At 69.7% G+C, this 23,433-nt stretch carries 22 protein-coding genes; 10 read left to right on the top strand and 12 right to left on the bottom strand.

Annotated features, from left to right (window positions below):
* Positions 1-127: EF-Tu C-terminal domain-related protein (locus DDF62_RS01070; protein WP_482764081.1), on the top strand; the 127-nt coding region annotated here is incomplete at its 5' end.
* A 223-nt stretch (positions 128-350) separates the two neighbouring features.
* Here DDF62_RS01070 and DDF62_RS01065 read toward each other — a convergent pair.
* Together DDF62_RS01065 and DDF62_RS01060 are read right to left on the bottom strand one after the other, a co-directional pair.
* The gene (locus DDF62_RS01065; protein ID WP_116487390.1) at positions 351-1,004 is read right to left on the bottom strand and encodes a DUF998 domain-containing protein; all 654 of its coding nucleotides are present in this window, start codon (positions 1,002-1,004) and stop codon (positions 351-353) included.
* Between the two features lie 154 nt (positions 1,005-1,158).
* Positions 1,159-2,817 carry a M28 family peptidase gene (locus DDF62_RS01060; RefSeq protein WP_116487389.1) on the bottom strand — a complete coding sequence of 553 codons (1,659 nt, stop codon included), beginning with the start codon at positions 2,815-2,817 and terminating at the stop codon, positions 1,159-1,161.
* A 242-nt stretch (positions 2,818-3,059) separates the two neighbouring features.
* Here DDF62_RS01060 and DDF62_RS01055 point away from each other — a divergent pair, with 242 nt between their 5' ends.
* Positions 3,060-3,281 carry a flagellar hook protein FlgE gene (locus tag DDF62_RS01055; RefSeq protein WP_116487388.1) on the top strand — a complete coding sequence of 74 codons (222 nt, stop codon included), beginning with the start codon at positions 3,060-3,062 and terminating at the stop codon, positions 3,279-3,281.
* Between the two features lie 125 nt (positions 3,282-3,406).
* Here the strand turns inward: DDF62_RS01055 and DDF62_RS01050 are convergent, their stop codons facing one another.
* Together DDF62_RS01050 and DDF62_RS01045 are read right to left on the bottom strand one after the other, a co-directional pair.
* Positions 3,407-4,177 (bottom strand): anti-sigma factor, encoded by a 771-nt coding sequence (locus DDF62_RS01050; protein WP_116487387.1) that lies wholly within the window; start codon positions 4,175-4,177, stop codon positions 3,407-3,409.
* A complete protein-coding gene (locus DDF62_RS01045) occupies positions 4,174-4,674 on the bottom strand; it encodes a sigma-70 family RNA polymerase sigma factor (protein ID WP_208866799.1) in 501 nt (166 codons plus the stop codon). Before DDF62_RS01045 ends, DDF62_RS01050 begins: the two co-directional genes overlap by 4 nt.
* Positions 4,675-4,800: 126 nt before the next feature.
* On the opposite strand from DDF62_RS01045, the gene DDF62_RS01040 reads away from it, so the two are divergent.
* Together DDF62_RS01040 and DDF62_RS01035 are read left to right on the top strand one after the other, a co-directional pair.
* Positions 4,801-6,075, top strand: a complete 1,275-nt coding sequence (locus DDF62_RS01040; protein WP_244286662.1) for a S8 family serine peptidase — start codon at positions 4,801-4,803, stop codon at positions 6,073-6,075.
* 99 nt (positions 6,076-6,174) lie between these two features.
* Positions 6,175-7,026, top strand: a complete 852-nt coding sequence (locus tag DDF62_RS01035; protein ID WP_116487384.1) for a hypothetical protein — start codon at positions 6,175-6,177, stop codon at positions 7,024-7,026.
* A gap of 84 nt (positions 7,027-7,110) precedes the next feature.
* Here DDF62_RS01035 and rpoD read toward each other — a convergent pair whose 3' ends face one another.
* The gene (rpoD, locus tag DDF62_RS01030) at positions 7,111-9,066 is read right to left on the bottom strand and encodes an RNA polymerase sigma factor RpoD (RefSeq protein WP_116487383.1); all 1,956 of its coding nucleotides are present in this window, start codon (positions 9,064-9,066) and stop codon (positions 7,111-7,113) included.
* Between rpoD and DDF62_RS25310 the strand changes: the two genes are divergently transcribed.
* On the top strand, positions 9,059-9,256 hold the full coding sequence (locus DDF62_RS25310) for a hypothetical protein (RefSeq protein WP_133244862.1): 198 nt from the start codon (positions 9,059-9,061) through the stop codon (positions 9,254-9,256). The two genes, rpoD and DDF62_RS25310, sit on opposite strands and share 8 nt — an antisense overlap.
* Before the next feature lie 510 nt (positions 9,257-9,766).
* Here DDF62_RS25310 and carB read toward each other — a convergent pair.
* The 3 genes from carB to DDF62_RS01015 form a co-directional block, all read right to left on the bottom strand.
* Positions 9,767-13,060 carry a carbamoyl-phosphate synthase large subunit gene (gene carB, locus DDF62_RS01025; protein ID WP_116487382.1) on the bottom strand — a complete coding sequence of 1,098 codons (3,294 nt, stop codon included), beginning with the start codon at positions 13,058-13,060 and terminating at the stop codon, positions 9,767-9,769.
* 146 nt (positions 13,061-13,206) lie between these two features.
* On the bottom strand, positions 13,207-14,403 hold the full coding sequence (locus tag DDF62_RS01020; protein WP_116487381.1) for a patatin-like phospholipase family protein: 1,197 nt from the start codon (positions 14,401-14,403) through the stop codon (positions 13,207-13,209).
* Between the two features lie 151 nt (positions 14,404-14,554).
* Positions 14,555-14,764 carry a cold-shock protein gene (locus DDF62_RS01015; RefSeq protein WP_058346787.1) on the bottom strand — a complete coding sequence of 70 codons (210 nt, stop codon included), beginning with the start codon at positions 14,762-14,764 and terminating at the stop codon, positions 14,555-14,557.
* Positions 14,765-15,045: 281 nt separating this feature from the next.
* Here DDF62_RS01015 and DDF62_RS01010 point away from each other — a divergent pair, with 281 nt between their 5' ends.
* Together DDF62_RS01010 and DDF62_RS25455 are read left to right on the top strand one after the other, a co-directional pair.
* Positions 15,046-15,246, top strand: coding sequence for a hypothetical protein (locus DDF62_RS01010; protein ID WP_208866798.1), 201 nt, complete (start codon positions 15,046-15,048; stop codon positions 15,244-15,246).
* An 87-nt stretch (positions 15,247-15,333) separates the two neighbouring features.
* Positions 15,334-15,480, top strand: coding sequence for a hypothetical protein (locus tag DDF62_RS25455; RefSeq protein ID WP_165832140.1), 147 nt, complete (start codon positions 15,334-15,336; stop codon positions 15,478-15,480).
* Positions 15,481-15,642: 162 nt separating this feature from the next.
* Here the strand turns inward: DDF62_RS25455 and DDF62_RS01005 are convergent, their stop codons facing one another.
* The 3 genes from DDF62_RS01005 to DDF62_RS00995 form a co-directional block, all read right to left on the bottom strand.
* Entirely contained in the window at positions 15,643-16,695 is a 1,053-nt protein-coding gene (locus DDF62_RS01005) for an alpha/beta hydrolase-fold protein (RefSeq protein WP_116487380.1), read from the bottom strand.
* Between the two features lie 71 nt (positions 16,696-16,766).
* Positions 16,767-17,384, bottom strand: coding sequence for a CDP-diacylglycerol--glycerol-3-phosphate 3-phosphatidyltransferase (gene pgsA, locus DDF62_RS01000; protein ID WP_116487379.1), 618 nt, complete (start codon positions 17,382-17,384; stop codon positions 16,767-16,769).
* Between the two features lie 70 nt (positions 17,385-17,454).
* Positions 17,455-18,123, bottom strand: coding sequence for a phytanoyl-CoA dioxygenase family protein (locus tag DDF62_RS00995; RefSeq protein ID WP_116487378.1), 669 nt, complete (start codon positions 18,121-18,123; stop codon positions 17,455-17,457).
* A 157-nt stretch (positions 18,124-18,280) separates the two neighbouring features.
* Between DDF62_RS00995 and DDF62_RS00990 the strand changes: the two genes are divergently transcribed.
* From DDF62_RS00990 to DDF62_RS00980, 3 genes are all read left to right on the top strand, one after another.
* The gene (locus DDF62_RS00990; RefSeq protein ID WP_116487377.1) at positions 18,281-19,024 is read left to right on the top strand and encodes an SDR family NAD(P)-dependent oxidoreductase; all 744 of its coding nucleotides are present in this window, start codon (positions 18,281-18,283) and stop codon (positions 19,022-19,024) included.
* 177 nt (positions 19,025-19,201) lie between these two features.
* Complete coding sequence (locus DDF62_RS00985; protein ID WP_116487376.1) at positions 19,202-20,479, top strand: MFS transporter; 1,278 nt, start codon at positions 19,202-19,204, stop codon at positions 20,477-20,479.
* Between the two features lie 160 nt (positions 20,480-20,639).
* A complete protein-coding gene (locus DDF62_RS00980; RefSeq protein WP_116487375.1) occupies positions 20,640-22,316 on the top strand; it encodes a sensor histidine kinase in 1,677 nt (558 codons plus the stop codon).
* Here DDF62_RS00980 and DDF62_RS00975 read toward each other — a convergent pair.
* Positions 22,313-23,416 (bottom strand): hypothetical protein, encoded by a 1,104-nt coding sequence (locus DDF62_RS00975; protein ID WP_116487374.1) that lies wholly within the window; start codon positions 23,414-23,416, stop codon positions 22,313-22,315. The genes DDF62_RS00980 and DDF62_RS00975 overlap by 4 nt on opposite strands.
* Positions 23,417-23,433 lie beyond the last annotated feature (17 nt).

Raw genomic sequence — 23,433 nt, 5'->3', positions numbered from 1 at the left:
GGGCGACAACGCCGAGCTGGACGTCGAGCTGATCACCCCGATCGCCATGGAAGAGAAGCTCCGCTTCGCCATCCGTGAAGGCGGCCGCACCGTCGGCGCCGGCGTCGTCGCCAAGATCGTCGAGTAATCGACCGATCCAGCGATAAGCTGATCTGAGATCAGGCCCCGGAGGGAAACCTCCGGGGCCTTTTCTTTTGCTCCTCCCCCTGTGGGGGAGGCGGCCGAAGGGCCGGAGGGGGAAGTGTCCGATGAGGGCGGTTCACCAGCAAAGCCAGCAGTCCCTTCCCCCTCAGTCGGCTTCGCCGACAGCTCCCCCTTCAGGGGGAGCGTCTTGGCTGTCGGGAAGAGCCCTAAGCCGCCGCCGGCTCCAGTTCCACGGGCCTGGCCCGCCAGCCGCGTTCCAGGCTCCAGGCGGCGATGCCCAGCCAAAGGAGGCCCAGGAACGCATGGCCCCGCTGCCAGAAGCCGACGTCATTGCCCGTGCGCACGTTCCACACGCCCGTCAGCAGGGCCAGCACCAGCAGCAGGCCGAAGAACCAGCCCAGCGAGAAGTGCGCCAGCCGCCGATAGCCCGGCTTGCCCCACAGGGCCCAGGCGGTGAACAGCGGCGCGAACTGGATGGCCAGGCCCACGCCGCAGGCCCGGTGCATAGGGTCGGGCCAATGGAAGACGCCGGCGAAGAAGGCGCCCAGGCCGGTCATCGCCACCCAGAGGCCCGCGAAGGCCGAGACCTGGCGGCGGCCGCCGGCCTTCTCCAGGGCATGGGCGAAGCCCGCGCCGGCGAAGAGGCCGGCGACGCCGGCCAGCATCATGCCCAGGTTGAAGATTTCCGGAGTCGGGGCCGCCGGGCCGCCCAGCTCGCTGATGAACTGGGCGCCGGGGTCGAAGCCGGGGAACAGCCTCTGGGCCAGCCACACGTCGGCCACCATCACCAGCGGCGTGATCACGCCGAGCCTCAGGAGCGCGCCCACGCTGGCCAACAGATTCCCTCTCGATAAAGACATGAGCGTGGCAGCCGAAAGTGTAAGCGGTTTCGGCGCTCGCCACGCTCAAGTGTATGAAACTGAGCCTGTTTTATCCGCTTCTGATGGAATCCATCAGAAGCGGACAGGCTCAGAGGGAAAATCGGCCTCTCCGCCTCCTCGGTCAATGGGTCGCTCAGCGCGCGGCCGAGGACGGATGCCCCTTGGGCGCGAAGGTCGAGCCGAAGAAGTCGCCGGGGTTCCAGGTCGGACGCTCGGCGGCGTCGGCCAGGTCGTGGGCGATCTCGTAGTTGACCAGGGCGAACTTGGCGGCCGCCTGGTAGTCGATCGGCTGTTTCAGGTCGTCATTGGGCTTGTGATAGTGCGTGGCCAGGAAGTCCTTGAAGGCCTTCTCGCCGCCGTTCTTGAAGCCGGTCATCAGGAATACCGACGGCACGCCCTGCTCGACGAAGCGATAGTGGTCGCTGCGGGTGAACAGGCCTTCTTCCGGCATCGGGTCGGGCGAGAGGGCGATGTCGACGCGGCCGGCGGCCTTGGCGACGATCGGGCCGATGCTCGAGCGGTTGGCCCCGAAGGCCACCACGTCGGTGAACGGGTACAGCAGCACCGGCATGTCGAGATTGACGTCGGCGGCCAGCTCGGCTTTCGGCACGGTCGGATTGTGCGCGAAGTATTCCGAGCCGATCAGGCCCTTTTCCTCGGCGGTGACGGCCAGCAGCAGGATCGAGCGCTTGGGCCGGTCCTTGGCTTGAGTGAAGCCGCGACCGACCTCCAGCAGGGTGGCGACGCCGCTCGCATTGTCCAGGGCGCCGTTATAGACCGCGTCCTCTCCGGGCTTGGGGTTTTCCTTGATCCCCTCGTGGTCGAGGTGGGCGCTGAGCACGATGGTCTGCGCCTTCAGGGTCGGGTCCGAGCCCTCGATCAGGCCGGCGACATTGCTGCTGCGGCGCTGCTGGATCTCGCTCTTCAGGGCGATGGCCGCGGTCGTCGGCAGGGCGAAGCCCTCGACCTTGCCTTCCTGGGTGTCGGCGGCCGTGTAGGCGGCTTCCAGGCGGGCGGTGGCCGAGCCGAACAGCTTGTACGCGCCCTTGACGCTGATCGAGGCCAGGCTCGGCGCCGAGCCGCCTCGGACGAAGGGCGCGCCCTCCGGCGTGCTCCAGGTCATGCGCCAGTCGCGGCTGCCGGCCACGCCGCGCGCGAACGGACGGCGCTTTTCTCCCGTGGGCGTGCCCAGGGTCAGCATGCCGATCGCGCCGCGACGGGCCGCCTCGGCCCGCTTGACGCCGACCGAGCCGTAGTGGGCCCGTTCCTCGGTCTGGAAGCCCTTGGGGGCGCCGGACAGCACGACGACGATCTTGCCCGCCACGTCCAGGCCCGCGAAGTCGTCGCGACCGCGCTCGGGGGCGCTGACGCCGAAGCCGACGAACACGAGCGGCGCATTGAGGGCAAGCTCGGCCTTGCCGGCCTGCGGGCTGGGCAGGAAGTCCTCGCCGAAGACCAGCGAGGCCGAGGTCCCGCCGCCTTCGCTGATCTTGATCTCGCCGTCGCTCGCCGGGCGATAGGCGACCAGCGGCACGGTCTGCAGGTAGGAGCCGGCGTCGCCGGCCGGCTTCAGGCCCAGGAGGGCGAACTGGGCGGCCACGTAGTTGGCGGCCAGGTCGTAGCCGCGCGTGCCGGCCTCGCGGCCCTCCATCAGGTCGTCCGCCAGGAAGGTCATGTGGGCGCGGATGGCGCCGGCCGAGGGGACGAAGGCGTCCTTGGGCGCGGCGAGGGCGGGATGGGCGACCAGCAGGAGGGCGGCGCTGAGAAAGGCGGCGCGGCGCGAGAAGGGCATTCGGTCAGGTTCCAGGCGCGGCGGATCCGCGGAGCCGGCGACCTTGCAGAGGGGAGGACAGCTTGTCGAGCAAGCTCTGCCTGAACGTTTTGTAATGTCGGCGATCAGAGCGTTCGCGTCAGTAACCTTAACGAGAAAAATTCTCTACATAATTGGGTAAGGTCGATGGAAATTCACCCTATTTATGAAGATCCGCTTAACCGAACCCCGTCAGCTTCGCGATACGACAGGGGAAACGGTTCATGCAGGCCTTCTCGATCTCCGCCGCGGGCATGGGCGCCGCGACCGGCCGCTTGGCCGCCAGCGCTCAGCGCGTGGGGAGCGATGCGGGCCTTGCCGCCAAGACGGATCTCGCCGCCGAGCGCGTCGAGCAGATCTCGGCTGAAACCGACTTCGCCGCCAACGCCGCGGTGCTTCGCACCGCCGACGCCATGACCGGCGTCCTGCTCGACCTTCTGGCCTAGCAGTCCTCCGGTCATTATCCGCGCCCGCCTCGCGTCCCCCCCTGCGAAGGGCGCGGATACGCCGCCTCCTGGATTTTCCCCTAGTCTTTCCAGGAGGCGGCGACCCTATCCGCCTCCCGATCCACTCAGCGCCAGTTGCTCTTCAGGGCCTGGGCCTCGCCGGCCGCGTCCAGCGGCGCGCCCGAGATCATGCCGTCGACCACGGCCATCACCGCCGTCGGCGTCTCCGAGGCGGCCTGGCGGTACTCGCCGCCGGCGGCCGGAGCCGTCGCGGGCGCGGAGGCCAGCACCCGCCAGGCGCCGTCGGCGCGGCAGGCCACGCCCGCCTGGTCCTGGCCCTGGAAGGTGCGGCACCAGCGGCCGGCCTGGCTCTTGAAGGTCACGCCGATCCGCACCGGGTCCTGGCCTTGCGCGGCCGCGCCGTCTTCCAGCGCCCGGGCCAGCGGTCCGACGGCCATCGGCGGTTCGGCGGCGCGTCCGTCTGCGGTCGGCGGCGAGGGCAGGGCCAGGCGGCCGATCGCCAGGCCGGCCACCAGGCAGGCGGCCATGGCGGCCCAGGCCGGCGGTTTGCGGAAAGCCGGGCGGCCGGCGACCGGCGTCGCGGGCTTCTGGACCTTGGCCTTGTCCTTGAGCTTTTCCTTGGGCTTGGGCTGCGGGAAGGCGATCACCTCGGCGGGCTTGCTTCCGGCGGTCACGGTCGCCTTCAGGTCGGGGGGGACCGGTTCGCGCAGGACGCCGGCGTGGGCGCCCGACAGCAGCCGGCGCAGGTCGCGCTGGGCCTGGATTCTGGCGGCCAGGGCCGGATCCTTGGTCATGGCCGCGGTGATCTTGGCCATGGCCTCGGGCGGCAGCTCGCCGTCCACATAGGCGAAGACCTCTTCGTCGCTCACGGTCATGGCCTTGCTCCTTGGTCGATCAGCGCGGCTTGCAGGGCCGTGCGGCCGCGCGCCAGGCGGCTGGTGAGGGTTCCCATCGGGATGTCGAGACTATCGGCGGCTTCCTGGTAGGACAGCCCCTCGATCAGCACCAGGGCCACGGCGATCCGCTGGTCTTCCGGCAGGGCGTCCAGCGCCGCCTCGACGGCGGTCATGGCCAGCCGTCCGTCCAGCGACGGCGCGGCCGGGTCGGCCGCATGCACGCCGGCTTCGGGCGGGGCCAGGACACGGCCGTGGCGGGCCCTGCTTCTGCTCTCGTCGATCCAGGCGTTGCGCATGATCCGAAACATCCAGCTGTCTTGTCGCGTGCCTTCCCGCCACTGATCGCGACGCGCCAGGGCGCGCTCGATAGTCAGCTGCGTCAGGTCGTCGGCGTCGGCGGGATCCCGGGCCAGCACCCGCGCCATGCGGCGAAGCCTTGGCAAGAGGTCCAGCATGTCCTTCTGAAAAGAATCCAAGGTCCGCCTACGTCGCCTAAGGGAAGAAACGCGCCGCTTCCGGCGTTTAATCCATGAACCGGATAATTATTCCACTCCGCGCGGGTTCCGGCCATCGTTCTCGCGCGGCAAGCTTCGGAGATCGCGTTGCGGAAGAAAGTCCACGTCCTGGTCCTCGCGGCCTGCGCCCTGGCCCTCGCGCCGGCGCCGGCGGCGGACGCGCAGCTGCTGCCGGGCGGCCTGCCGTCGCTGCCAGGCCGGCTGCCGGTGGTCTCCGACGTGGTCGACGGCGCCGAGGACCTGACCACGCGCACCGCGCGGGGCGTGGGTGACCTGGCGGGCCTCGAGCGGCTGAAGGCCCTGCTGCGCGCCAACCCCCGCGTGCTGGAGCCCGACGACCAGGGCCGCCCCGTCGTGCGCGGAGAGGTGCTGGCCGTGTCGCCCAGCCCCGAGGCCCTGAGGCGGGCCCTGGACGCCGGCTTTGTCGAGGCGCGGCGTGAACGGTCCGGCGAGCTGGGCATCGAGCTGGTGACCCTGACGCCGCCGCGCGGCATGGACGCCCGCCAGGCCGTTCGCCGGCTGAGGGCGCTGGATCCGTCCGGCGATTACGACTTCAATCACATCTATGCGGGGGCCGGCATGGCGAGCGCGAGCGGCCTGGCTGTCGCGGGCCCGGCCGTCGCCGGGGCGAGCGGCGCGCGGGTCGGGCTGGTTGACGGCGGAGTGGAAGCGGGCCATCCGGACTTTCGCGGCGTCGTCATCGAGCAGCGGGGCTTCACCAAGGGCGCGCCCAAGGCCGGGGCGCACGGTACGGCGACGGCTTCGCTGATCGTCGCGCGCGACTACGGCTCGGCCGGACCGGGCGCCAGGTTGCTGGCCGCAGACGTCTATGGCGTGGGGCCGACCGGAGGTTCGGCCTCGGCGATCGTCGGGGCGCTGTCGTGGATGAGCGCGGCCAAGGTCCCGGTGGTCAATGTCAGCCTCGTGGGGCCCGACAATGGGGCGCTGCGGGCGGCGGTGAAGGCGCTGGTCGGCCAGGGCGTGCTGGTGGTGGCGGCGGTCGGCAACGACGGTCCGGCCGCGCCGCCGCTGTATCCGGCCTCCTATCCGGGCGTGATCGCCGTGACGGGCGTCGACAAGCGGGGCAGGGCGCTGCCCGAGGCCAGCGCCAACGGCCAGGTGGCGTTCGCGGCTCTGGGCGCCGAGGTAAGGGCCGCCGCGCCGGGCGGACGCAAGGCGAGCCTGCGCGGCGCCTCGTTCGCCGCGCCCGTCGTGGCCGGACGGCTGGCCCGGCTGACGGCCAGCCCGGACCCGGCCAAGGCCCGGGCGGCGGTGGCTGCGCTGGGACGCTCGGCCAAGGATCTGGGCGCGCCGGGGCCCGACAGGACGTTCGGCGCGGGCGAGGTCGACGCCGGTCGCTGAAATAATTTCCGGCGCGATGGAAGAAAGCCGGAAGCGGCGTCGTTGGACGGGTCAGGAGGCGAAAAGACGCCCCGCGAAATGACCTCAAGGAGACGTGCCATGCGTAAGATCTCGTTCCTCGTCACCGCCGCTTCGGCCGCCGTTCTGCTGGCCGCCCCGATGGCCCAGGCCCAGTTGCTGGGCGGCTCGGGCGGCGGCGGGCTGACCGGCGGACTCACTGGCGGCATGGGCGGCCTTGGCGGTCAGCTGGGCGGCGCCGGCGGCCTGGGCGGCGGTCTGACCGCTCCCGACACGAGCGGCCTGGGCTCGGGCGTCCGCGGAACCACGAGCCGGATCCGCGACCGGGCCGGCGAGACGACCTCGACCGCGCGCGGCAAGGCCCGTGACGCCGCCGGCCGCACGCGCGGCGCCGCCGAAGGCGCGGCTTCTACCGCCCGCGGCGCGGCTTCGAGCGCCAAGGCCGACGGTTCAGCCGAAGGTTCCGGCTCGGGCTCGGCGACCGCCGGCCAGCTGACCGGCGCCCTGGCGGGCTCGGGCTCCGGCGCGGGTTCGGTCGCTGCGCCAGACACGAGCGGCCTGACCTCGACCGCTTCGGGCGCCGCCTCGAACGCCGCGTCCCGGGCCCAGGGCGTCGCCGGCTCGGCCCGCGACCGGGCCGCCGGTTCCACCGGCCGCGCCACGGGCGTCGCCCGCAATGCCGCCAGTTCGGCCCGTGACGCGGCCGCCTCGACCAACGCGACCGGCGCCGGCGCCCTGACCGGCGGCGGTTCGGTCAGCCGCGACGGCGCCTCGGGCTCGGCCAATGGCTCGGGCTCGTCCAGCGCCTCGACCAGCAAGGGCGGGGCCGGACAGTCCGGCTCGCTGGGCCTGTCGGGCTCGGCCTCGCGCAGCGGCGTCTCGGGTTCGGCGGGCGGCGCCGGCTCGGCCGACGTCAAGACCGGCAACAACTAGACCGTCCCGTTCCTCAGCGGGCTCCAAAGAAAAAGGCGGCGTCCTCGCGGGCGCCGCCTTCGTCTTGTCTGGCCTGGAAGCCGATCAGCTGTCGAGGAAGCTGCGCAGCTTGCGCGAGCGGCTCGGGTGCTTGAGCTTGCGCAGGGCCTTGGCCTCGATCTGGCGGATGCGTTCGCGGGTCACCGAGAACTGCTGGCCGACTTCTTCCAGCGTGTGGTCGGTGTTCATGCCGATGCCGAAGCGCATCCGCAGAACCCGTTCTTCCCGCGGGGTCAGCGACGCGAGCACTCGCGTCGTGGTCTCACGAAGATTGCTCTGGATGGCCGCGTCGATCGGCAGGACCGCGTTCTTGTCCTCGATGAAGTCGCCCAGGTGGCTGTCTTCCTCGTCGCCGATCGGCGTTTCGAGCGAGATCGGCTCCTTGGCGATCTTCAGGACCTTGCGCACCTTTTCCAGCGGCATGGCCAGCTTTTCGGCCAGCTCTTCCGGGGTCGGCTCGCGACCGATCTCGTGCAGCATCTGGCGGCTGGTGCGGACGATCTTGTTGATCGTCTCGATCATGTGCACCGGGATGCGGATGGTCCGCGCCTGGTCAGCGATCGAGCGGGTGATGGCCTGACGGATCCACCAGGTGGCGTAGGTCGAGAACTTGTAGCCGCGGCGGTACTCGAACTTGTCGACGGCCTTCATCAGGCCGATGTTGCCTTCCTGGATCAGGTCCAGGAACTGCAGGCCGCGGTTGGTGTACTTCTTGGCGATCGAGATCACGAGGCGCAGGTTGGCCTCGACCATTTCCTTCTTGGCCTGACGGGCCTCGCGCTCGCCCTTCTGAACGGTCTGGACGATGCGGCGGTAATCGTCGATCGGCACGCCCGTTTCGGTGGCCAGGGCGGCGATTTCCTGGCGGATGTCGGAGACCGAGCTGGTGTCGTTCTCGACGAACTTGGTCCAGCGCACGCCCATGCCCTTCACCTGGTCGACCCAGGTGGGGTTCAGTTCCGAACCGAAATAGGCCTTGAGGAACTCGGCGCGGCTGATGCCGTAGCTGTCGGCCAGGCGCAGCAGGCGGCCTTCCAGGCCGATCAGGCGCTTGTTGATCGCATAGAGCTGCTCGACCAGCGCCTCGATGCGGTTGTTGTTCAGCTTCAGCGTCTTCAGGTGCTGGATGATCGTCGCCGACAGGCCCTCGTAGGCCTTGCGGTCGGCGTCCGACAGGTCCGTGCCCTTCAGGCGGCTGCCGACCAGCTTGTCCTGCAGCTTGCGGAAGGTCTCGAACTCGCTGGCGATGGCGTCGAGGATGGCCATGACGCCTTCGCGCAGCTCGCCTTCCATGGCGCTGACGGTCGGGCCGGCGCCGTCGTCGAAGTCGTCGTCGTCCTCGCCTTCGCCCTCGGGCTTGGCTTCGCCGGCTTCGTCGTCGACGGGCTCGGCCGGACCCTCGTCGTCCTCGGCCGCGGGCTGGGCCGCGCCGCCGTTGATGGCCGCGTAGGTGCCTTCCAGGTCGATGACTTCACGCAGCAGGATGCGGCCGGTGGAGAGTTCCTCGCGCCACACCATGATGGCTTCGAAGGTCAGCGCGCTTTCGCACAGGCCGCGGATCATCGTGTCGCGGCCGGCCTCGATGCGCTTGGCGATGGCGATTTCGCCTTCGCGCGACAGCAGCTCGACCGAGCCCATCTCGCGCAGGTACATGCGCACGGGGTCGTCGGTGCGGTCGTAGGCGGCCGGCTTGTCGCTGGTGATGACCGTGGTGTTCTCGTCGCGGGTGGCGACTTCGCCGCCCTCGGCGTTCTCGGCGTCTTCCTCGGCCTCGACGACGTTGACGCCCATCTCGCTGAGCATGGCGAGGGTGTCTTCGATGGCGTCGGGGCTGACTTCTTCCGACGGCAGCACCTTGTTCAGCTCGTCCATCGTGACGTAGCCGCGGGCTTTCGCCTGCTTGATGAACTTCTTTACGCCGGCGTCGGTCAGGTCGAGGAGCGGACCATCACCACCGGTGGCTTCGGGCGCTTCGGTCTCGGCCGTGGAATTGTTGCTCATCAAGCTCTCCGAAATCGGCGCCGACCCCTTCGTGGCGGGGGCGGGCCGAAAATGCCTCAACATGTCTCCGGCCTTCCGCGGATCCTCGCGAGTTCGGGCCGGCTACTGCTTCCTCAAGGGTCAGGACCCCGCTGCGCAGGCGCTCCAAGCGTCCAGCAGGATCGGCGAAAAAATTTTCGACGTTCTGTGAACTAACGCACGAAAGACCACGGGGTAACGCTCCGCGCGAAAAGGGCGGAGGGCGGCGGCTTCGAGCGCGGCGTTCATGAACGTCGATCTTTCGATCGGCGACCGCTGGGACCTGGCGCGGCGAGGATGACATCCTGTTTCAAAGAGGGCGCGCGCTGTGCGTTGGCGGCCCGATCGATGTCAAATCAGCTGCGTGGCAAATCCTTGAGTCGGCAAATGGCCGTGGGTGACGCCTGTGTCAAGATGGCGACAGCCGGGAAGGGCGGTTTCTTTGGGTTTTGGGGCTGTGCGCGCGCTGTTCGGCCCTTCCTCAAGATGCTCCCCCTGAAGGGGGAGCTGTCGCGGAGCGACTGAGGGGGAAGTTGTTGGTGAGCCAGCAGCGCCCTCGATGTCAGCAGACACTTCCCCCTCCGCCCCTTCGGGCCACCTCCCCCTTCAGGGGGAGGATCAAGAGAAAGCCGCCCGGATCGCTCCGGGCGGCTTCTTGCGTCTTAAGGACGGGGCCTTGACCTTACGCGTAGCTTTGCAGCGGGCGCACGTCGAGGGACTCGGCAGGGGCGCCGGCGATGGCTTGGGCGGCGGCCAGCGCGCCGGCGCTGGTGGTGTAGTAGGGCACCTTCATCATCAGCGCCGTGCGGCGGATGTCGAAGCTGTCCTCCAGGGCCTGCTTGCCTTCGGTGGTGTTGAAGACCAGTTGCACGCCGCCGTTCTTCATCACGTCGACGATGTTGGGACGGCCTTCCAGCACCTTCTTGACCAGTTCGACCTCGACGCCCTGCTCGGCGAGGTAGCCGCGCGTGCCGACGGTGGAGATCACCTTGAAGCCGGCCGCTTGCAGCAGCTTCACCGGCTCGACGATCCACGGGCGGTCGCTTTCCTTGACCGACACGAACGCCGTGCCCGAGGTCGGCAGCTTCACGCCGCCGCCCAGCTGGCTCTTGGCGAAGGCGCGGGCGAAGGCCGGGCCCAGGCTCGTCTCGCCTTCACGGATCCAGTCCAGGCCCATGACCTCGCCGGTCGAGCGCATTTCCGGGCCGAGCACCGTGTCGACGCCGGCGAAGCGGGCGAACGGGAAGACCGCTTCCTTGACCGCGATGTGGTCGTAGGGCTCGTCCTTCAGGCCGAACTCGGCAAGCTTGGCGCCGGCCATCAGCTTGGCGGCGATGGCGGCCACGGGCTGACCAATGGTCTTGGCGACGAACGGCACGGTGCGCGAGGCGCGCGGGTTGACTTCCAGCACATAGATGCGCGGAGCGTCGGAGTGCGGCTCCTCGATGGCGAACTGCACGTTCATCAGGCCGCGCACGTTGAGGGCCAGGGCCATCTGCACGGTCTGGCGCTTCAGCTCCTCGATGGTCTCGGCCTTCAGCGAGAAGGGCGGCATCGAACAGGCGCTGTCGCCCGAGTGGACGCCGGCTTCCTCGATGTGCTCCAGCACGCCGGCCACGAACACGCTTTCGCCGTCGCACAGGGCGTCGACGTCCACTTCCGTGGCGCGGCTCAGATAGTGGTCGAGCAGGATCGGGTGCTCGAGCGAGATCTCGCCGGCGCCGGCGATGTAGCGCTCCATGGCTTCGTGATCACGGATGATCTCCATGCCACGGCCGCCCAGCACGTAGGACGGACGCATCACGAACGGGAAGCCGATCTTGTCGCCTTCGGCGCGGGCTTCGTCCCAGCTGCGGGCGATGGCGTTTTCCGGCTGGGCGATGTCCAGGCCGTTCAGCAGCTGCTGGAAGCGCTCGCGGTCCTCGGCCAGGTCGATGGCGTCCGGGCTGGTGCCCAGGATCGGCACGCCGGCCTCTTCCAGGGCGTGGGCCAGCTTCAGCGGGGTCTGGCCGCCGAACTGGACGATGACGCCGGCCAGCTCGCCCTTGCTCATCTCGACATGCAGCAGCTCCAGCACGTCCTCGGCCGTCAGCGGCTCGAAATACAGGCGGTCGGAGGTGTCGTAGTCGGTCGAGACGGTCTCGGGGTTGCAGTTGACCATGATCGACTCCACGCCGATCTGGTCGAGCGCGAAGGCGGCATGGCAGCAGCAGTAGTCGAACTCGATGCCCTGGCCGATCCGGTTGGGACCGCCGCCGAGGATGACGGCCTTCTTGCGGTCGGACGGCTCGCTCTCGCACTCGGGAACCTGGCCCAGGGCGCCGAACTCGTAGGTCGAATACATGTAGGGCGTGGTGGCCAGGAACTCGCCGGCGCAGCTGTCGATGCGCTTGAACACCGGGCGCACGTTCAGGGCCTGGCGAGCGGCGCGGACGGCCTTCTCGGTCGAGGCGGTCAGCTTGGCCAGGCGGGCGTCGGAGAAGCCCTGGGCCTTCAGCTCGCGGAAGCCCTGGGCGGTCTTGGGCAGGCCGCCGGCGCGGACCAGGCCTTCCTGGCGGACGATCTCGGCGATCTGGCGCAGGAACCAGGGTTCATACGAGCACGCGGCGTTGACCTCTTCCACGGTCAGGCCGTGGCGGAAGGCCTGGGCGATGACGCGCAGGCGGTCCGGGGTCGGCACGCCCAGAGCGCGGACGACCGCGGCCTTGCCGGTGTCCGGGTCATCGGCGCCGTGGATTTCCACCTCGTCGAAGCCGGCGAGACCGGTCTCCAGGCCGCGCAGGGCCTTCTGGACGCTTTCCTTGAAGGTGCGGCCGATGGCCATCACTTCGCCGACCGACTTCATGGCCGTGGTCAGCAGGGGCTCGCTGCCCGGATACTTCTCGAAGGCGAAGCGCGGGATCTTGGTGACGACGTAGTCGATCGACGGCTCGAACGAGGCCGGGGTGGCGCCGCCGGTGATGTCGTTCTGCAGTTCGTCGAGCGTGTAGCCGACGGCCAGGCGCGCGGCGACCTTGGCGATCGGGAAGCCGGTGGCCTTGGACGCCAGGGCCGACGAGCGCGACACGCGCGGGTTCATCTCGATGACGACCATGCGGCCGTCGGCCGGGTTCAGGGCGAACTGGACGTTCGAACCGCCGGTCTCGACGCCGATCTCGCGCAGCACGGCGATCGAGGCCGCGCGCATCCACTGGTATTCCTTGTCCGTCAGGGTCAGGGCCGGGGCGACGGTGATGCTGTCGCCGGTGTGGACGCCCATCGGGTCGATGTTCTCGATCGAGCAGACGATGATGCAGTTGTCCGCGGTGTCGCGGACCACTTCCATCTCGTATTCCTTCCAGCCCAGGACGCTCTCTTCGATCAGCACCTCGGTGGTCGGCGACAGGTCGAGACCGCGCTCGACGATCTCCTTGAACTCTTCGAGGTTGTAGGCGATGCCGCCGCCGGTGCCGGCCAGGGTGAAAGACGGGCGGATGATCGCCGGCAGGCCGACGAAATCCAGGCCTTCCATGGCTTCGTCCATGGTGTGGGCGGCCTTGGAGCGCGGGCTCTCGAGGCCCAGCTTGTCCATGGCGTCGCGGAACTTCTGGCGGTCCTCGGCCTTGTCGATGACCTCGGCCTTGGCGCCGATCATCTCGACGCCGAACTTCTTCAGGACGCCGGCTTCCTCGAGGGCGAGGGCGGTGTTCAGGGCCGTCTGGCCGCCCATGGTCGGGAGGAGGGCGTCGGGGCGCTCCTTCTCGATGATCTTGGCGACCATGTCGGGGGTGATCGGCTCGATGTAGGTTGCGTCGGCCACGTCCGGATCGGTCATGATCGTGGCCGGGTTCGAGTTGACCAGGATGATGCGGTAGCCCTCGGCGCGCAGCGCCTTGCAGGCCTGGACGCCCGAATAGTCGAACTCGCAGGCCTGACCGATGACGATGGGCCCAGCGCCGATGATCAGGATCGAGGAGAGGTCGGTACGTTTGGGCATGGCTAACTCGCGCAAAGACACGGTCGCGCACATCCGCGCGCCCGCTGTCGACCATCTTGCAGGTTAAGCCGCCCCTTTAGAGACGGAGTCAGGCGGGCGCAACCCCAGAGTCGGGGAGTCTGGAAAAGCGCTGTTAGCGGTGTGGCTTAGCGTCCGCTCTTGGCCGGCGGCGCGGGGACGACCCCGGGACTTGGCGGAGGCTCGGCGGGGGCGGCGGCGAGGCTCCAGGCCCAGCCGGCGACAGCGCGGTCGTAGCCCATGCGGAACAGGGCCTTTCGGTTGTCGGCGGCGAAATCCAGGCCCGAGGTGTCGGCCTCGGCGGCGTCGGGGATGGCGCTGTAGAACAGCTGCCCGCCGTTGCGCTGGGCGAAGCCGGCGCTGGCGGCCAGGTGGGTGCGGATCAGGGCCTTGCTCATGGTCTGCCACGAGCGGCCGACGATCGACAGGGCGCCGCCCTTGGTGAAGCCGAAGACGCCGCCGACCTGGCCGTTGACGACGACGAAGATCCGGCCGGGCTTGGCCGTGCCGCGGTCGGCGGTCCACAGCAGCAGAGACTCCGGCGCGACGAAGAACGGGATGGTCACCCCGCCGTCGACGTGCATCTCCGACAGCCGGCGGCCGTGGCCCTCGACCTGGATCAGGGCGGGCGGGAAGACGCCGGGAATGCTGGCCGAGGCCACCAGCACGTCGCGGAACAGCTCGCGCGAGGCCTCGTCGCCCTTGGAGGCGATGGCGCCCATGTCCCAGATCACCGTCTCCTCGGTGTCGAGGTTGGTGGTGGCGATCAGCAGGCGCCGGCCGCGGGCGTGCTCGGCGGCGATGGCCTGCATCATGTTGGCGTCGGCGTACTTGTCGACGAGGCCGCTCAGCGCCCGGCTGTCGTAGAAGCTGGGATGGAAGAGGACGCCCAGGCCGCGCGGTTGCAGGATCCGGTCGACGGCCTCTCCGGTGTAGACCTCGGCCAGGCGCTCGTCCCAGGTGGGGCCGAGAAAGGCGAAGGGGGCGGTCAGGGCGCCGGTCGAGACGCCGGTGACGATGTCGAACTCGGGCCGCTCGCCGGTCTTGGTCCAGCCGGTGATGACGCCCGCGCCATAGGCGCCGTTGGAGCCGCCGCCGGAGAGGGCCAGGACGTCGAAGGTCTGCTGGTGGCGGGCGCGGTTGCGGGCGGCGTCGGCGAAGCGGATGCCCGCGGCGCTGTCGCTGGCGTTGAAGCGGATGTCCGACAGGCCCGACGGCGGCGGGCCGGCCATGTCGCTGGCCTTGAAGGCGTCGCGCGACACCGAGCCGCAGGCGGCCAGGGTCATCAGGGCGAGGGCGGCGAGGGCGAGGCGGATCGGACGCATGAGGGGCCGGAGGTGTTCGAACGGCGCGAACCTAGGCGTGGCGGCGCCCCGCGTCCACTCAATGGCGCGTTCGTTCAAAACCGAACGCCCAAACGCAAAACGGGCCGGCGCTGGGCCGGCCCGTTCGCGGGTCGCTTATGCAGCGCGGCTTTTAGGCCGACTGCAGCTGGCCGGCCGAGACCTTGCCGCTGCGGCGGTCTTGCTCGAGCTCGTAGCTGACCTTCTGGCCTTCGTTCAGCGAGGTCATGCCGGCGCGTTCGACGGCCGAGATGTGAACGAAGACGTCGTTGCCGCCGTCTTCAGGCTGGATGAAGCCGAAGCCCTTGGTGCCGTTGAACCATTTCACGGTGCCGATAGCCATTGGGGTAGTCCTTTAGATCGTAGTGCAAGGCGCCTCGCGGCAACGTGCCGGAAAGCGATCAATTTCGTTGGAGGTCGGAGGGCTGGCCCGAGGCTTCTTCATCAAAGAAGCATGGAATAGCAGATCGAGCGGCAGCGAATTCGATGATCGTCTTCTAGAAGGTCGAGGCGTGAATAGCAAGCGGAACATCGATATTTTATTTTTTGGCGGCGAAGCGTCACCTTCGAAGCTCTTTGAGCGTTGTGGTTATCGACGTCGCTGAATTTGGATGGAGCGAGACCATGACGCTGATCGATCGCATTCCGAGCCTGAAGGACTCGGAGCTGGCGCAACTGCTGAGCAACGTGCGCCGCCTCGACGTCAGCGGGACGCCGGAGGAACGCCGGCGCGCGGCCGAGGTTGCGCCGCACCTGGAGCGCGAAGCCTCGCGCCGTCGGGAGCGGGTGCTGCTGGCGCGTCGCGCGGCCACCGCGCGCTTCTAAGAGGGGAGCCTTAAGCGTCGAAATCGCCTTGATTGGTTCGATATTGCGAGTCACTCTCAATAACGACCTTGAGTCCTGGAGGCGATCATGGTGTTGCGGATGACGGGGACCCGCTGGCTGGCTCTGATGATGCAGGCCGAGCGAGCCGGCGGCGAAGACCGGCCCGACAGCGAGTGGCTGATGTACGGCCCGTCCGAAGAGGACGACGGCGAAGAGATCATCGCGGGCGAATAGGGCGCGGCGTCTTTGCCTCCACAAGGAACCTCCCCTGTGGGGGAGGTGATCGCGTAGCGATCGGTGGGGGAAGTAAGTGATGACTTCCGGACGCGCGGGCAGCTGAAAATGCCCCCCACCGGCCCTTGGCCGCCTCGCCCCCATAGGCAGGTTCCTGAAGGCTCACCCTGGCTCGAACGCCAGCGTGCGCCCGAAGAACGGCAGGGCGCGGGCCTCGACGCGGCCGGCCTGGGTCCAGTGGCGTTCGCCCCACCAGCCGCGATACTCCTCGGCCTCGTTGGGCACGCCGAACTCTTCCAGGAGGCCCGCGAAGGCGCGGTTGGCGACCACATGGTCGGCGTTGCCGTCGAAGCGGCCCCAGTCGAACATCAGGCCGCGCAGGCTTTTCAGGTCGGCGGCGTGGGCCGGCAGCAGCCTGTCGAGCAGGAAGGCGTTCTGCAGTTTGGCCGTCAGGACCGGATCGGTGGCCAGGCTCTCGCCCCGGCCGCTGGCGGGCAGGTCGGCATAGAGCGGGGCCTTGTCCGGATTGGGCAGGAAGGCCTGGTACATCCCCAGGAACACCCGCGAGAAGCCGTCGTCGCCCAGATCGTCGAGCGATCTGGACGCGGCCAGCCGCTCGAAGTTCGGGCGTGAGTTCATGGTCTGGAGCCCGACGCCCGTGCCGACCGGATGCAAGGCGTAGACCGAGCCGAACACCCCCGGCGCCACCATGGCCGTGCGGATCGCGCCATAGCCGCCCATGCGGTCGCCCAGCAGGCCGCGCGAGTCGGCGGCGGGCAGGGTGCGGAAGCGGCCGTCGACGGCGGCCACGAGGTCTTTCGAGAGGAAGCCCGTCCAGTCGCCGGTCACCGGCGAACTCGCATAGAATGAACTGCCGGCCGGGGTGGAGAAGTCGGCGCTGACCAGGATCAGCGGCGGGACCGTCCCGTCGGCGATCGCCCGGTCGAGCACGGCCTTGGCGCCGTCGCGGTCGAAGAGGGCGCGATGGCCGTCGAACAGGTTGGGCAGGAAGTAGACGACCGGATAGCGCCGCGACCCCGCCTCGTAGCCCTCGGGCAGGTAGGCGACGACCTTGCGGATCGGCGAGATCCCGACCTTGGCGCCGTCGAAGCGCCTGGAGGCGACCTCGAAATCCACAAGCCGCCCCTCGGCCAGCGCCGTCATGGGCGCGAGCGCCAGCAGGAACACAACGCACGACCACAGCACGCCACGCATCGCACCGCCCCCGTCGCAGGTGTTGGGAATGCGATGATCGCCCTATGCGTGTGTCGGATTTGGGGCGGTGGTCAGGTCAGCGCCTTGCGGGCGGCTTCCCAGTATTGGGCGCCGGTGATCAGGGTGACGACGGCGGCGACGCCGAGCAGGCCGTGGACGGCCCAGGAAACCGGCTCGATGATCGCCGGGTCCTGCGGCAGGTTGAAAGCGCCCCAGGAGACGACGATCAGCTCGCCGCCGATGGCCACCAACTGCAGGGTGGTCTTCCACTTGGCCAGCAGGGTGACGGGCAGCTTGATCCCCTTGCCGGCGCCGACCTCGCGCAGGGCGCTGACGGCGAATTCGCGGAACAGGATCAGGCCGGCGGGCAGGATGACCAGCGGATTGGGGCCCAGCGCCATCAGGCCCAGCAGGGCGCCGCAGACCAGGATCTTGTCGCCGATGGGATCGAGGATCGCGCCCCAGATGCTGACGGCGTCAAGCTTGCGGGCCAGCCAGCCGTCGAAGAAGTCGGTGATCGCGGCGATGGCGAAGGCCCAGAACGCCCAGCGTTGCAGCGAGAACTGCTGGTCGCCCGTCAGGCGCTCGCTGAGCCACGGCACGCCGCCGGCGGCGGCCGCCAGGGCCACGAACATGAAGAGAGCGATGACCAGGCGGGCGGAGGTCAGGATGTTGGGCAGGGCTTTCATGGCGCCGTTCTAACGCATGAGCGCGCCACAGGGCTATGGCGCATGCGCGGTTGCGGCCAAGCCTGTTTCCTTAGGGGGTGAACACCTCGCCGTTGTCCATGCGCACGTCGCGGACCGCGCGGTAGGCGTCTTCGGCCGCCCGGTCGCGTTCGGGCAGGAAGTTCAGCAGCAGCGAGCGCCGCCGGGCGCCGGACACGTTGCGGGTGGCGCCGTGCAGCAGGTCGGCGTCGAACACCAGGATGTCGCCGGCCTGGCCCGCCAGGGTCTGGGACAGGGTCTCGTCAGGATCGCCCTGGTCGAGCGGACGGGGAACCACGCGGGTTGCGCCGTTGGCCGGACCGTAGTCGTCGAGAAAGACCATGGCCGAGACGGCGCGCAGGCCCGCGCCGTCTCGATGCAGGGGCTGGTGGCCGCCGTCCGGCAGGGGTTCGCGGCCCTCGACCTGGGCGAGGAAGAAGGGGCCTTCGAGCATGTGTCCCGCCACTGAAAGCAGGGTCGGCAGGCGGCAGGTCTCGCGGACGGTCGGATTCAGGTCGACGAGGGCGTGGCGCCAGCCGGGCGCCTTGGGCGCGGCCCACTGCTCGTCGCCGACGACGCCTGCCTCGAAGGCCGCGTGCAGAAGATCGCGCCAGGCCTCGGGCACGACGCCGCGCAGCAGGAGATAGCCGTCGTGGTCGAGAAGGGCGGCCAGATCCGCGGCCAGCGAGCCGACCTTGGTCGGCGTCAAAGCGGTGCACATCAAGGTTGGGTAGAGGTCAGCCGCGGGGCCTGCAAGGGCGACGCGCACGTAAGGCGTCGCGGGGAAAAATGGGCGGTGGCGGTGGTGGCGCTGGGGACCGGGCGGTCCCAGATAGGACACGGGGCGTATAGTGTAACACCAAGTGGAGTAGAGCCTCATGAGCACGGAATTCGCGAACAAGGTCGCCCTGGTCACCGGCGGCGCCTCGGGCATCGGCGAGGCGGTGGTGCGCGAACTGGCGGCCGGCGGCGCCAGGGTGGTGATCGCCGACTTCAACCTCGACGCAGCCGAGGCGCTGGCGAAGGAGGTCGGCTCGGCGAGCGCGTTCAAGGTGGACGTCGCCGATCCGGCCCAGGTGGAAGCCATGGTCAAGTTCGCGGTCGACACCTACGGCGCCCTGCACCTGGCGGTGAACAACGCCGGCATCGGCGGTCCCAACATGCCCACGGCCGACTATCCGCTCGACCAGTGGAAGCGCGTGGTCGATGTCGACATGAACAGCGTGCTCTATTCGATGAAGTACGAGATCCCGGCCATGCTGGCGGCCGGCGGCGGCTCGATCGTCAACATGGCCTCGATCCTTGGCACGCACGGCTGGGCCGGTTCGGGCGCCTATGTCGCGTCCAAGCATGCGGTGGTCGGCATGACCAAGACCGCGGCCATCGAGTACGCCCCGCAGGGCGTGCGCATCAACGCCGTCGGCCCCGGCTTCATCGAGACGCCGCTGATCCATTCGGAGATGACCGACGAGGCCCGCGCCGGCCTGATCGGCCTGCATCCGGCCGGGCGCCTGGGCCGTCCCGAGGAGGTTTCGGCCCTGACCTGCTTCCTGCTGTCGGACCGCGCCTCGTTCATCACCGGCAGCTACCACCTTGTGGACGGCGGGTTCTCGGCCCGCTGAGGATACGGCCCCGCTGTTCGCGCGGCGGGGCAATCCTCTTCCTTGAAACGAGGTTCGCGCGAAGAAAACGCATTGGTTCGCGCGAATTTCCTGTTTGGCTCGGGTGATTTTCTTCTCTCGGATGGTTGACGTGGCGGACGGGCGGAGCCAAGCCGTGGTCAAGTTTCCGAGGACGCCATGACCGCCAGCGCCGCACCGACCAGCAATTCTTCCCGCCGCGTGCTGATGGCCAGCCTGGTGGGCACGGCGGTGGAGTTCTACGACTTCTACATCTACGCCACCGCCGCCTCGCTGGTGTTCGGGCCGCTGTTCTTCCCCTCGCACTCGGCCTCGATGCAGCTCCTGGCGTCCTACGCCAGCCTGGCGGTGGCGTTCTTCGCCCGGCCGGTGGGCGCGATCGCCTTCGGCCACTTCGGCGACCGCATCGGCCGCAAGTCGACTCTGGTGGCGTCGCTGATGCTGATGGGCGGCTCGACCCTGCTGATCGCCTTCCTGCCGACCTACCAGATGGCCGGCTGGCTGGCGCCGGCGCTGCTGTGCGTGCTGCGGTTCGGCCAGGGCTTCGGCCTGGGCGGCGAGTGGGGCGGGGCGGCGCTGCTGGCCGTCGAGAACGCCCCTCCCGGCTGGAAGGCGCGCTTTGGCATGTTCCCGCAACTGGGCGCGCCGGTGGGCTTCATCGCCGCCAACGGCCTTTTCCTGATCCTGGGCCTGCTGCTGAGCCCCGAACAGTTCATGGCCTGGGGCTGGCGCCTGCCGTTCCTGGCCAGCGCCGTGCTGGTGGGCCTTGGCCTGTGGGTGCGGCTGAAGCTGACCGAGACCCCGGCCTTCGCCGCGGCCCTGGCCCACGAGCCGCCGCCCGCCGTGCCGCTGGCCGAGCTGCTGCGCCTGCACTGGAGGGAGACGCTGGGCGGCACCTTCGCGGTGGTCTGCTGCTTTGCGCTGTTCTACCTGAGCACGGCCTTCGCGCTGGGCTACGGGGCCAAGACCCTGGGCTACGACCGCCAGCTGTTCCTGGGCGTGCAGCTGTTCGCCATCCTGTTCATGGCCGGCGGCATCGTCGCCTCGGGGTACTGGTCGGACGCCACGACGCCGCGTCGGGTGCTGATGGCCGGCTGCGCCATGACCGTGGGCGCGGGCGTGCTGCTGCCGGTGATGATGGGCGCGGGCTCGCTGGCCCTGATCTGCGCCTTCCTGTCGCTGGCCCTGTTCGCCATGGGCTTCGTCTACGGCCCGCTGGGTTCGTGGCTGCCCGAGCTGTTTCCGGCCCGGGTGCGCTACACCGGCGCCTCGATGGCCTTCAACATCGGCGGCATCATCGGCGGCGGCCTGACGCCGATGGCCGCCACCTTCCTGGCGGCGCAGGGCGGGCTGGTTCCGGTCGGGATCTATCTGGCGGTCGCCGCCGCGATCAGCTTCGTGGCCCTGGTGCTGCTGAAGACGCGCACCGAGGCGTGAGGCTGGCGAATAACGTCGGTTTCTTACCGGGTGACAGCGTCGACACATCGCGTAAGGTCGCGTCATCCGGGCAGGGGGAGCAAGGCATGGCGGGGCTGACGAACGGCGCGATCCAAGGGGCTGTCCGCAACCTCCCGGCCGCCGCCGCGTAATTCCGCCCATGGCGTCCAACCCTTCCGAGACCCCGGCCGCGTCGCACCGGGGCCTGCGCAGCTCGGTCCGCGGCCTGCTGGTGCTGCTGACCGTCAGCCTGCTGGTGCCGGCCCTGGCCGCCACGGCGCTGCTGCTCGAACGCTCCAACCGCCAGAACCGCGACCAGCTGGAAGAGCAGCTGCTGGCCACCGCGCGGGCGCTGTCGGGCGCGGTCGACCGGCAGGTGGCCGAGGGCGTGGCGGTGGCCGAGACCCTGGCCACCGACCAGGCGCTGCTGAACGGCGACTGGAAGAACTTCTACGTCCGGGCCAAGCGGGCCACCGGCAACCGGCCCGGCTGGGTGGCCGTGACCGCGGCCGACGGCCAGCAGGTGGTCAACACCCTGGTTCCGTGGGGCGCGGCCCTGCCCAAGACCCCGCCGCCGGCCTACATGGTCGCCGCCCGCGCGGCCGGCCGCACCCAGGTGTCGGACCTGCGCATGGGCGCCCTGGCCCAGCGCCACGTGATCACCGTCGGCGCTCCGGTCGACATCAAGGGGCAGGCCTATGTGGTGTCTTACGTGGTCGAGGCGGCCAGCTTCACCTCGGTATTCCGCCAGCAGCGCGCGCCCGAGAGCTGGGTCGCCACCATCCTCGACAACCAGCGCAAGGTGATCGCCCGCTCGGTGCGCAACGAGCGCTTCACCGGGGCCAGCGCCTCGCCGGACATGACCCGCAACCTGGCCCGCTCGAACGAGGGGATCAGCAAGAGCGTGTCGCTCGACAACGTGAAGACCCGCGTGGCCTACAGCCGCTCGCCGCGCACGGGCTGGACGCTGGTGGTGGCCATCCCCCGCGCCGACGTCGCCAAGGTGGGGGTGGCGGCGGCCTGGGGCACGGCGGCGATCTTCCCGTTGCTGCTGCTGCTGGGCGTGGGCATGGCGCTGTTCCTGGCCAACCGCATCAACCGCGAGGTCGTGGGCCTGGTCGAGGACGCCGGGGCGATCGGGGAGGGGCGGCCGCTGGATCCGAACAAGCGCGGCGGGCTGGCCGAGATCGCCGTGGTGCGCGAGGCCCTGGTCGCCGCCTCGCACGAACTGGAGGCCCGCGAGGCGCGCCAGGCGGTGATGATCAACGAGCTTAACCATCGGGTGAAGAACAACCTGGCCACCGTGCAGTCGCTGGCCCGCCAGACCTTCGCCAAGCTCGACGCCGACCAGGTGCGGATCTTCACCGAGCGGCTGGTGGCCTTCTCGGCGGCCCACGACCTCCTGACCCGCACCGGCTGGAACGAGGCCGACCTGACCGACGTGGCGGCGATCTGCGTCAAGGCGCACGGCGAGGGCATCGACGCTTCGGGGCCGAAGGTGGCGCTGAGCCCGCACGTGGCGGTGTCGCTGTCGATGGTGCTGCACGAACTGGCCACCAACAGCGCCAAGTACGGCGCGCTGTCGGCGGCCGAAGGGCGGGTGAGCCTGCGCTGGAGCCTCGACCAGGACGCGCGGCAGCTGCGCCTGACCTGGAGCGAGAGCGGCGGCCCGGCGGTCAGCGAGCCCGAGCGGTTCGGCTTTGGCGCGCGGCTGATCGAGAATCTGACCCAGCGCGAGCTGAAGGGCCGCTCGCGCTTCGACTTCCACCCCGACGGCCTGGTGTTCGAAGCCTGGCTGCCGCTGGCCTCGGTGCAGCGCTGGAGCAACGACTTCTAGGGTTTGCCGCCCTGGCCCGGGCGGCAGGCCCAGGTGCGCACGGTCCTGACGTAGCGCAGGTCGCGCAGGCCGGTGGCCACGACCCCGGCGACGCACAGGCGCCCCTCTGCCGCCAGCCGGCCCTCCTGGGGCGACAGCTCCCATTCGGTCGGCCGGTCATCGACCACGATCACGGCCTCGTAGCCGTCGCGATGCAGGCCGTCGGTGTCCTGGCGCAGGTCGGTCAGCTGGGCCGGGACGACGGTCTCTGCGCGGGTCAGCCACTTGTTGGCGCGCAATTGCAGCAGCTCCTTGCTGAACGGCAGCAGGCACAGGGCGACCAGGCCGACGACCAGCAGCGTGCGGTGCGACGAGGCCCGCCGGGCGCCGAGCAGGACGTAGGGCCCCACGGCGACCGCCAGCCAGGCCGCCATGCCCAGCCAGTCGAGCTGGGCGTAGGTCTCGATCTGGCGGGCCCACAGCTGCTCGCTGTCGTGATGGGCCGCGAAGATCGCGCCGCCCGCCAGCAGGGCCCAGGCCAGGCCCAAGATCCGCCGGTCGAACCAGGACGGCGCCGGCGCGGGGCCGTCGCCCGGGCCGGGCCAGAGCTTGGCGAAGGCGCAGAGCGCCTCGCCGGCGGTCGCCATGTCGTGCTGGCCGTCGTCGCGGTCGGGTCGCAGGGCGCCGGCCATGGTCATGGTGACGCGGCTGAAGGCGATATCGACCTGGGCGGCGCCGGCGTCGAACAGCTCGAGCACCGCGCGGCGCAGGTCGGGCCGCTCGCGCAGCGCGGCGATCAGGTGCTGGTCGGCGGTTGTCAGATAGATGCGGCTGTCGAACTCGGTGTCGCCGGTCTGCGGCTCGACGGCGTAGCCGATGTCCTTGGCCAGGCGGTCATAGGCGCTCTCGGCGGTCAGCTGGGCCGGGCGCAGGCCCTGCACGGTCAGGGACATCACGTTGCTGCCGCGCCCGCTGTTGCGTCGGCCGTCGAACAGGCCCGACCGGGCGCCGGCGAAGCTCAGGTCCTCGCCGCCTGGGCCGCGCCCGGTCCAGTCGTGGTTGCCGTGGTCGGTCCAGGCGACGGGCGGGAAGGGGGACGCGGCGAAGGCGGGCGAGGACATGTCCAAGCTTAACCTTT

It is taken from the genome of Caulobacter radicis, assembly GCF_003094615.1.
Classification (GTDB): Bacteria; Pseudomonadota; Alphaproteobacteria; order Caulobacterales; family Caulobacteraceae; genus Caulobacter; species Caulobacter radicis.
The sequence above is the reverse complement of the archived record's forward strand: the minus strand, read 5'-3'. Positions and strand labels throughout refer to the sequence as shown.

What these genes read in the sequence shown, in the direction of transcription:
- DDF62_RS01065 (WP_116487390.1), bottom strand. Translation starts at nt 1,004, where the DNA reads ATGTCTTTATCGAGAGGGAATCTGTTGGCCAGCGTGGGCGCGCTCCTG.
- DDF62_RS01060 (WP_116487389.1), bottom strand. Translation starts at nt 2,817, where the DNA reads ATGCCCTTCTCGCGCCGCGCCGCCTTTCTCAGCGCCGCCCTCCTGCTG.
- DDF62_RS01055 (WP_116487388.1), top strand. Translation starts at nt 3,060, where the DNA reads ATGCAGGCCTTCTCGATCTCCGCCGCGGGCATGGGCGCCGCGACCGGC.
- DDF62_RS01050 (WP_116487387.1), bottom strand. Translation starts at nt 4,177, where the DNA reads ATGACCGTGAGCGACGAAGAGGTCTTCGCCTATGTGGACGGCGAGCTG.
- DDF62_RS01035 (WP_116487384.1), top strand. Translation starts at nt 6,175, where the DNA reads ATGCGTAAGATCTCGTTCCTCGTCACCGCCGCTTCGGCCGCCGTTCTG.
- rpoD (WP_116487383.1), bottom strand. Translation starts at nt 9,066, where the DNA reads ATGAGCAACAATTCCACGGCCGAGACCGAAGCGCCCGAAGCCACCGGT.
- carB (WP_116487382.1), bottom strand. Translation starts at nt 13,060, where the DNA reads ATGCCCAAACGTACCGACCTCTCCTCGATCCTGATCATCGGCGCTGGG.
- DDF62_RS01020 (WP_116487381.1), bottom strand. Translation starts at nt 14,403, where the DNA reads ATGCGTCCGATCCGCCTCGCCCTCGCCGCCCTCGCCCTGATGACCCTG.
- DDF62_RS01015 (WP_058346787.1), bottom strand. Translation starts at nt 14,764, where the DNA reads ATGGCTATCGGCACCGTGAAATGGTTCAACGGCACCAAGGGCTTCGGC.
- DDF62_RS01010 (WP_208866798.1), top strand. Translation starts at nt 15,046, where the DNA reads ATGACGCTGATCGATCGCATTCCGAGCCTGAAGGACTCGGAGCTGGCG.
- DDF62_RS25455 (WP_165832140.1), top strand. Translation starts at nt 15,334, where the DNA reads ATGGTGTTGCGGATGACGGGGACCCGCTGGCTGGCTCTGATGATGCAG.
- DDF62_RS01005 (WP_116487380.1), bottom strand. Translation starts at nt 16,695, where the DNA reads ATGCGTGGCGTGCTGTGGTCGTGCGTTGTGTTCCTGCTGGCGCTCGCG.
- pgsA (WP_116487379.1), bottom strand. Translation starts at nt 17,384, where the DNA reads ATGAAAGCCCTGCCCAACATCCTGACCTCCGCCCGCCTGGTCATCGCT.
- DDF62_RS00995 (WP_116487378.1), bottom strand. Translation starts at nt 18,123, where the DNA reads ATGTGCACCGCTTTGACGCCGACCAAGGTCGGCTCGCTGGCCGCGGAT.
- DDF62_RS00990 (WP_116487377.1), top strand. Translation starts at nt 18,281, where the DNA reads ATGAGCACGGAATTCGCGAACAAGGTCGCCCTGGTCACCGGCGGCGCC.
- DDF62_RS00985 (WP_116487376.1), top strand. Translation starts at nt 19,202, where the DNA reads ATGACCGCCAGCGCCGCACCGACCAGCAATTCTTCCCGCCGCGTGCTG.
- DDF62_RS00980 (WP_116487375.1), top strand. Translation starts at nt 20,640, where the DNA reads ATGGCGTCCAACCCTTCCGAGACCCCGGCCGCGTCGCACCGGGGCCTG.
- DDF62_RS00975 (WP_116487374.1), bottom strand. Translation starts at nt 23,416, where the DNA reads ATGTCCTCGCCCGCCTTCGCCGCGTCCCCCTTCCCGCCCGTCGCCTGG.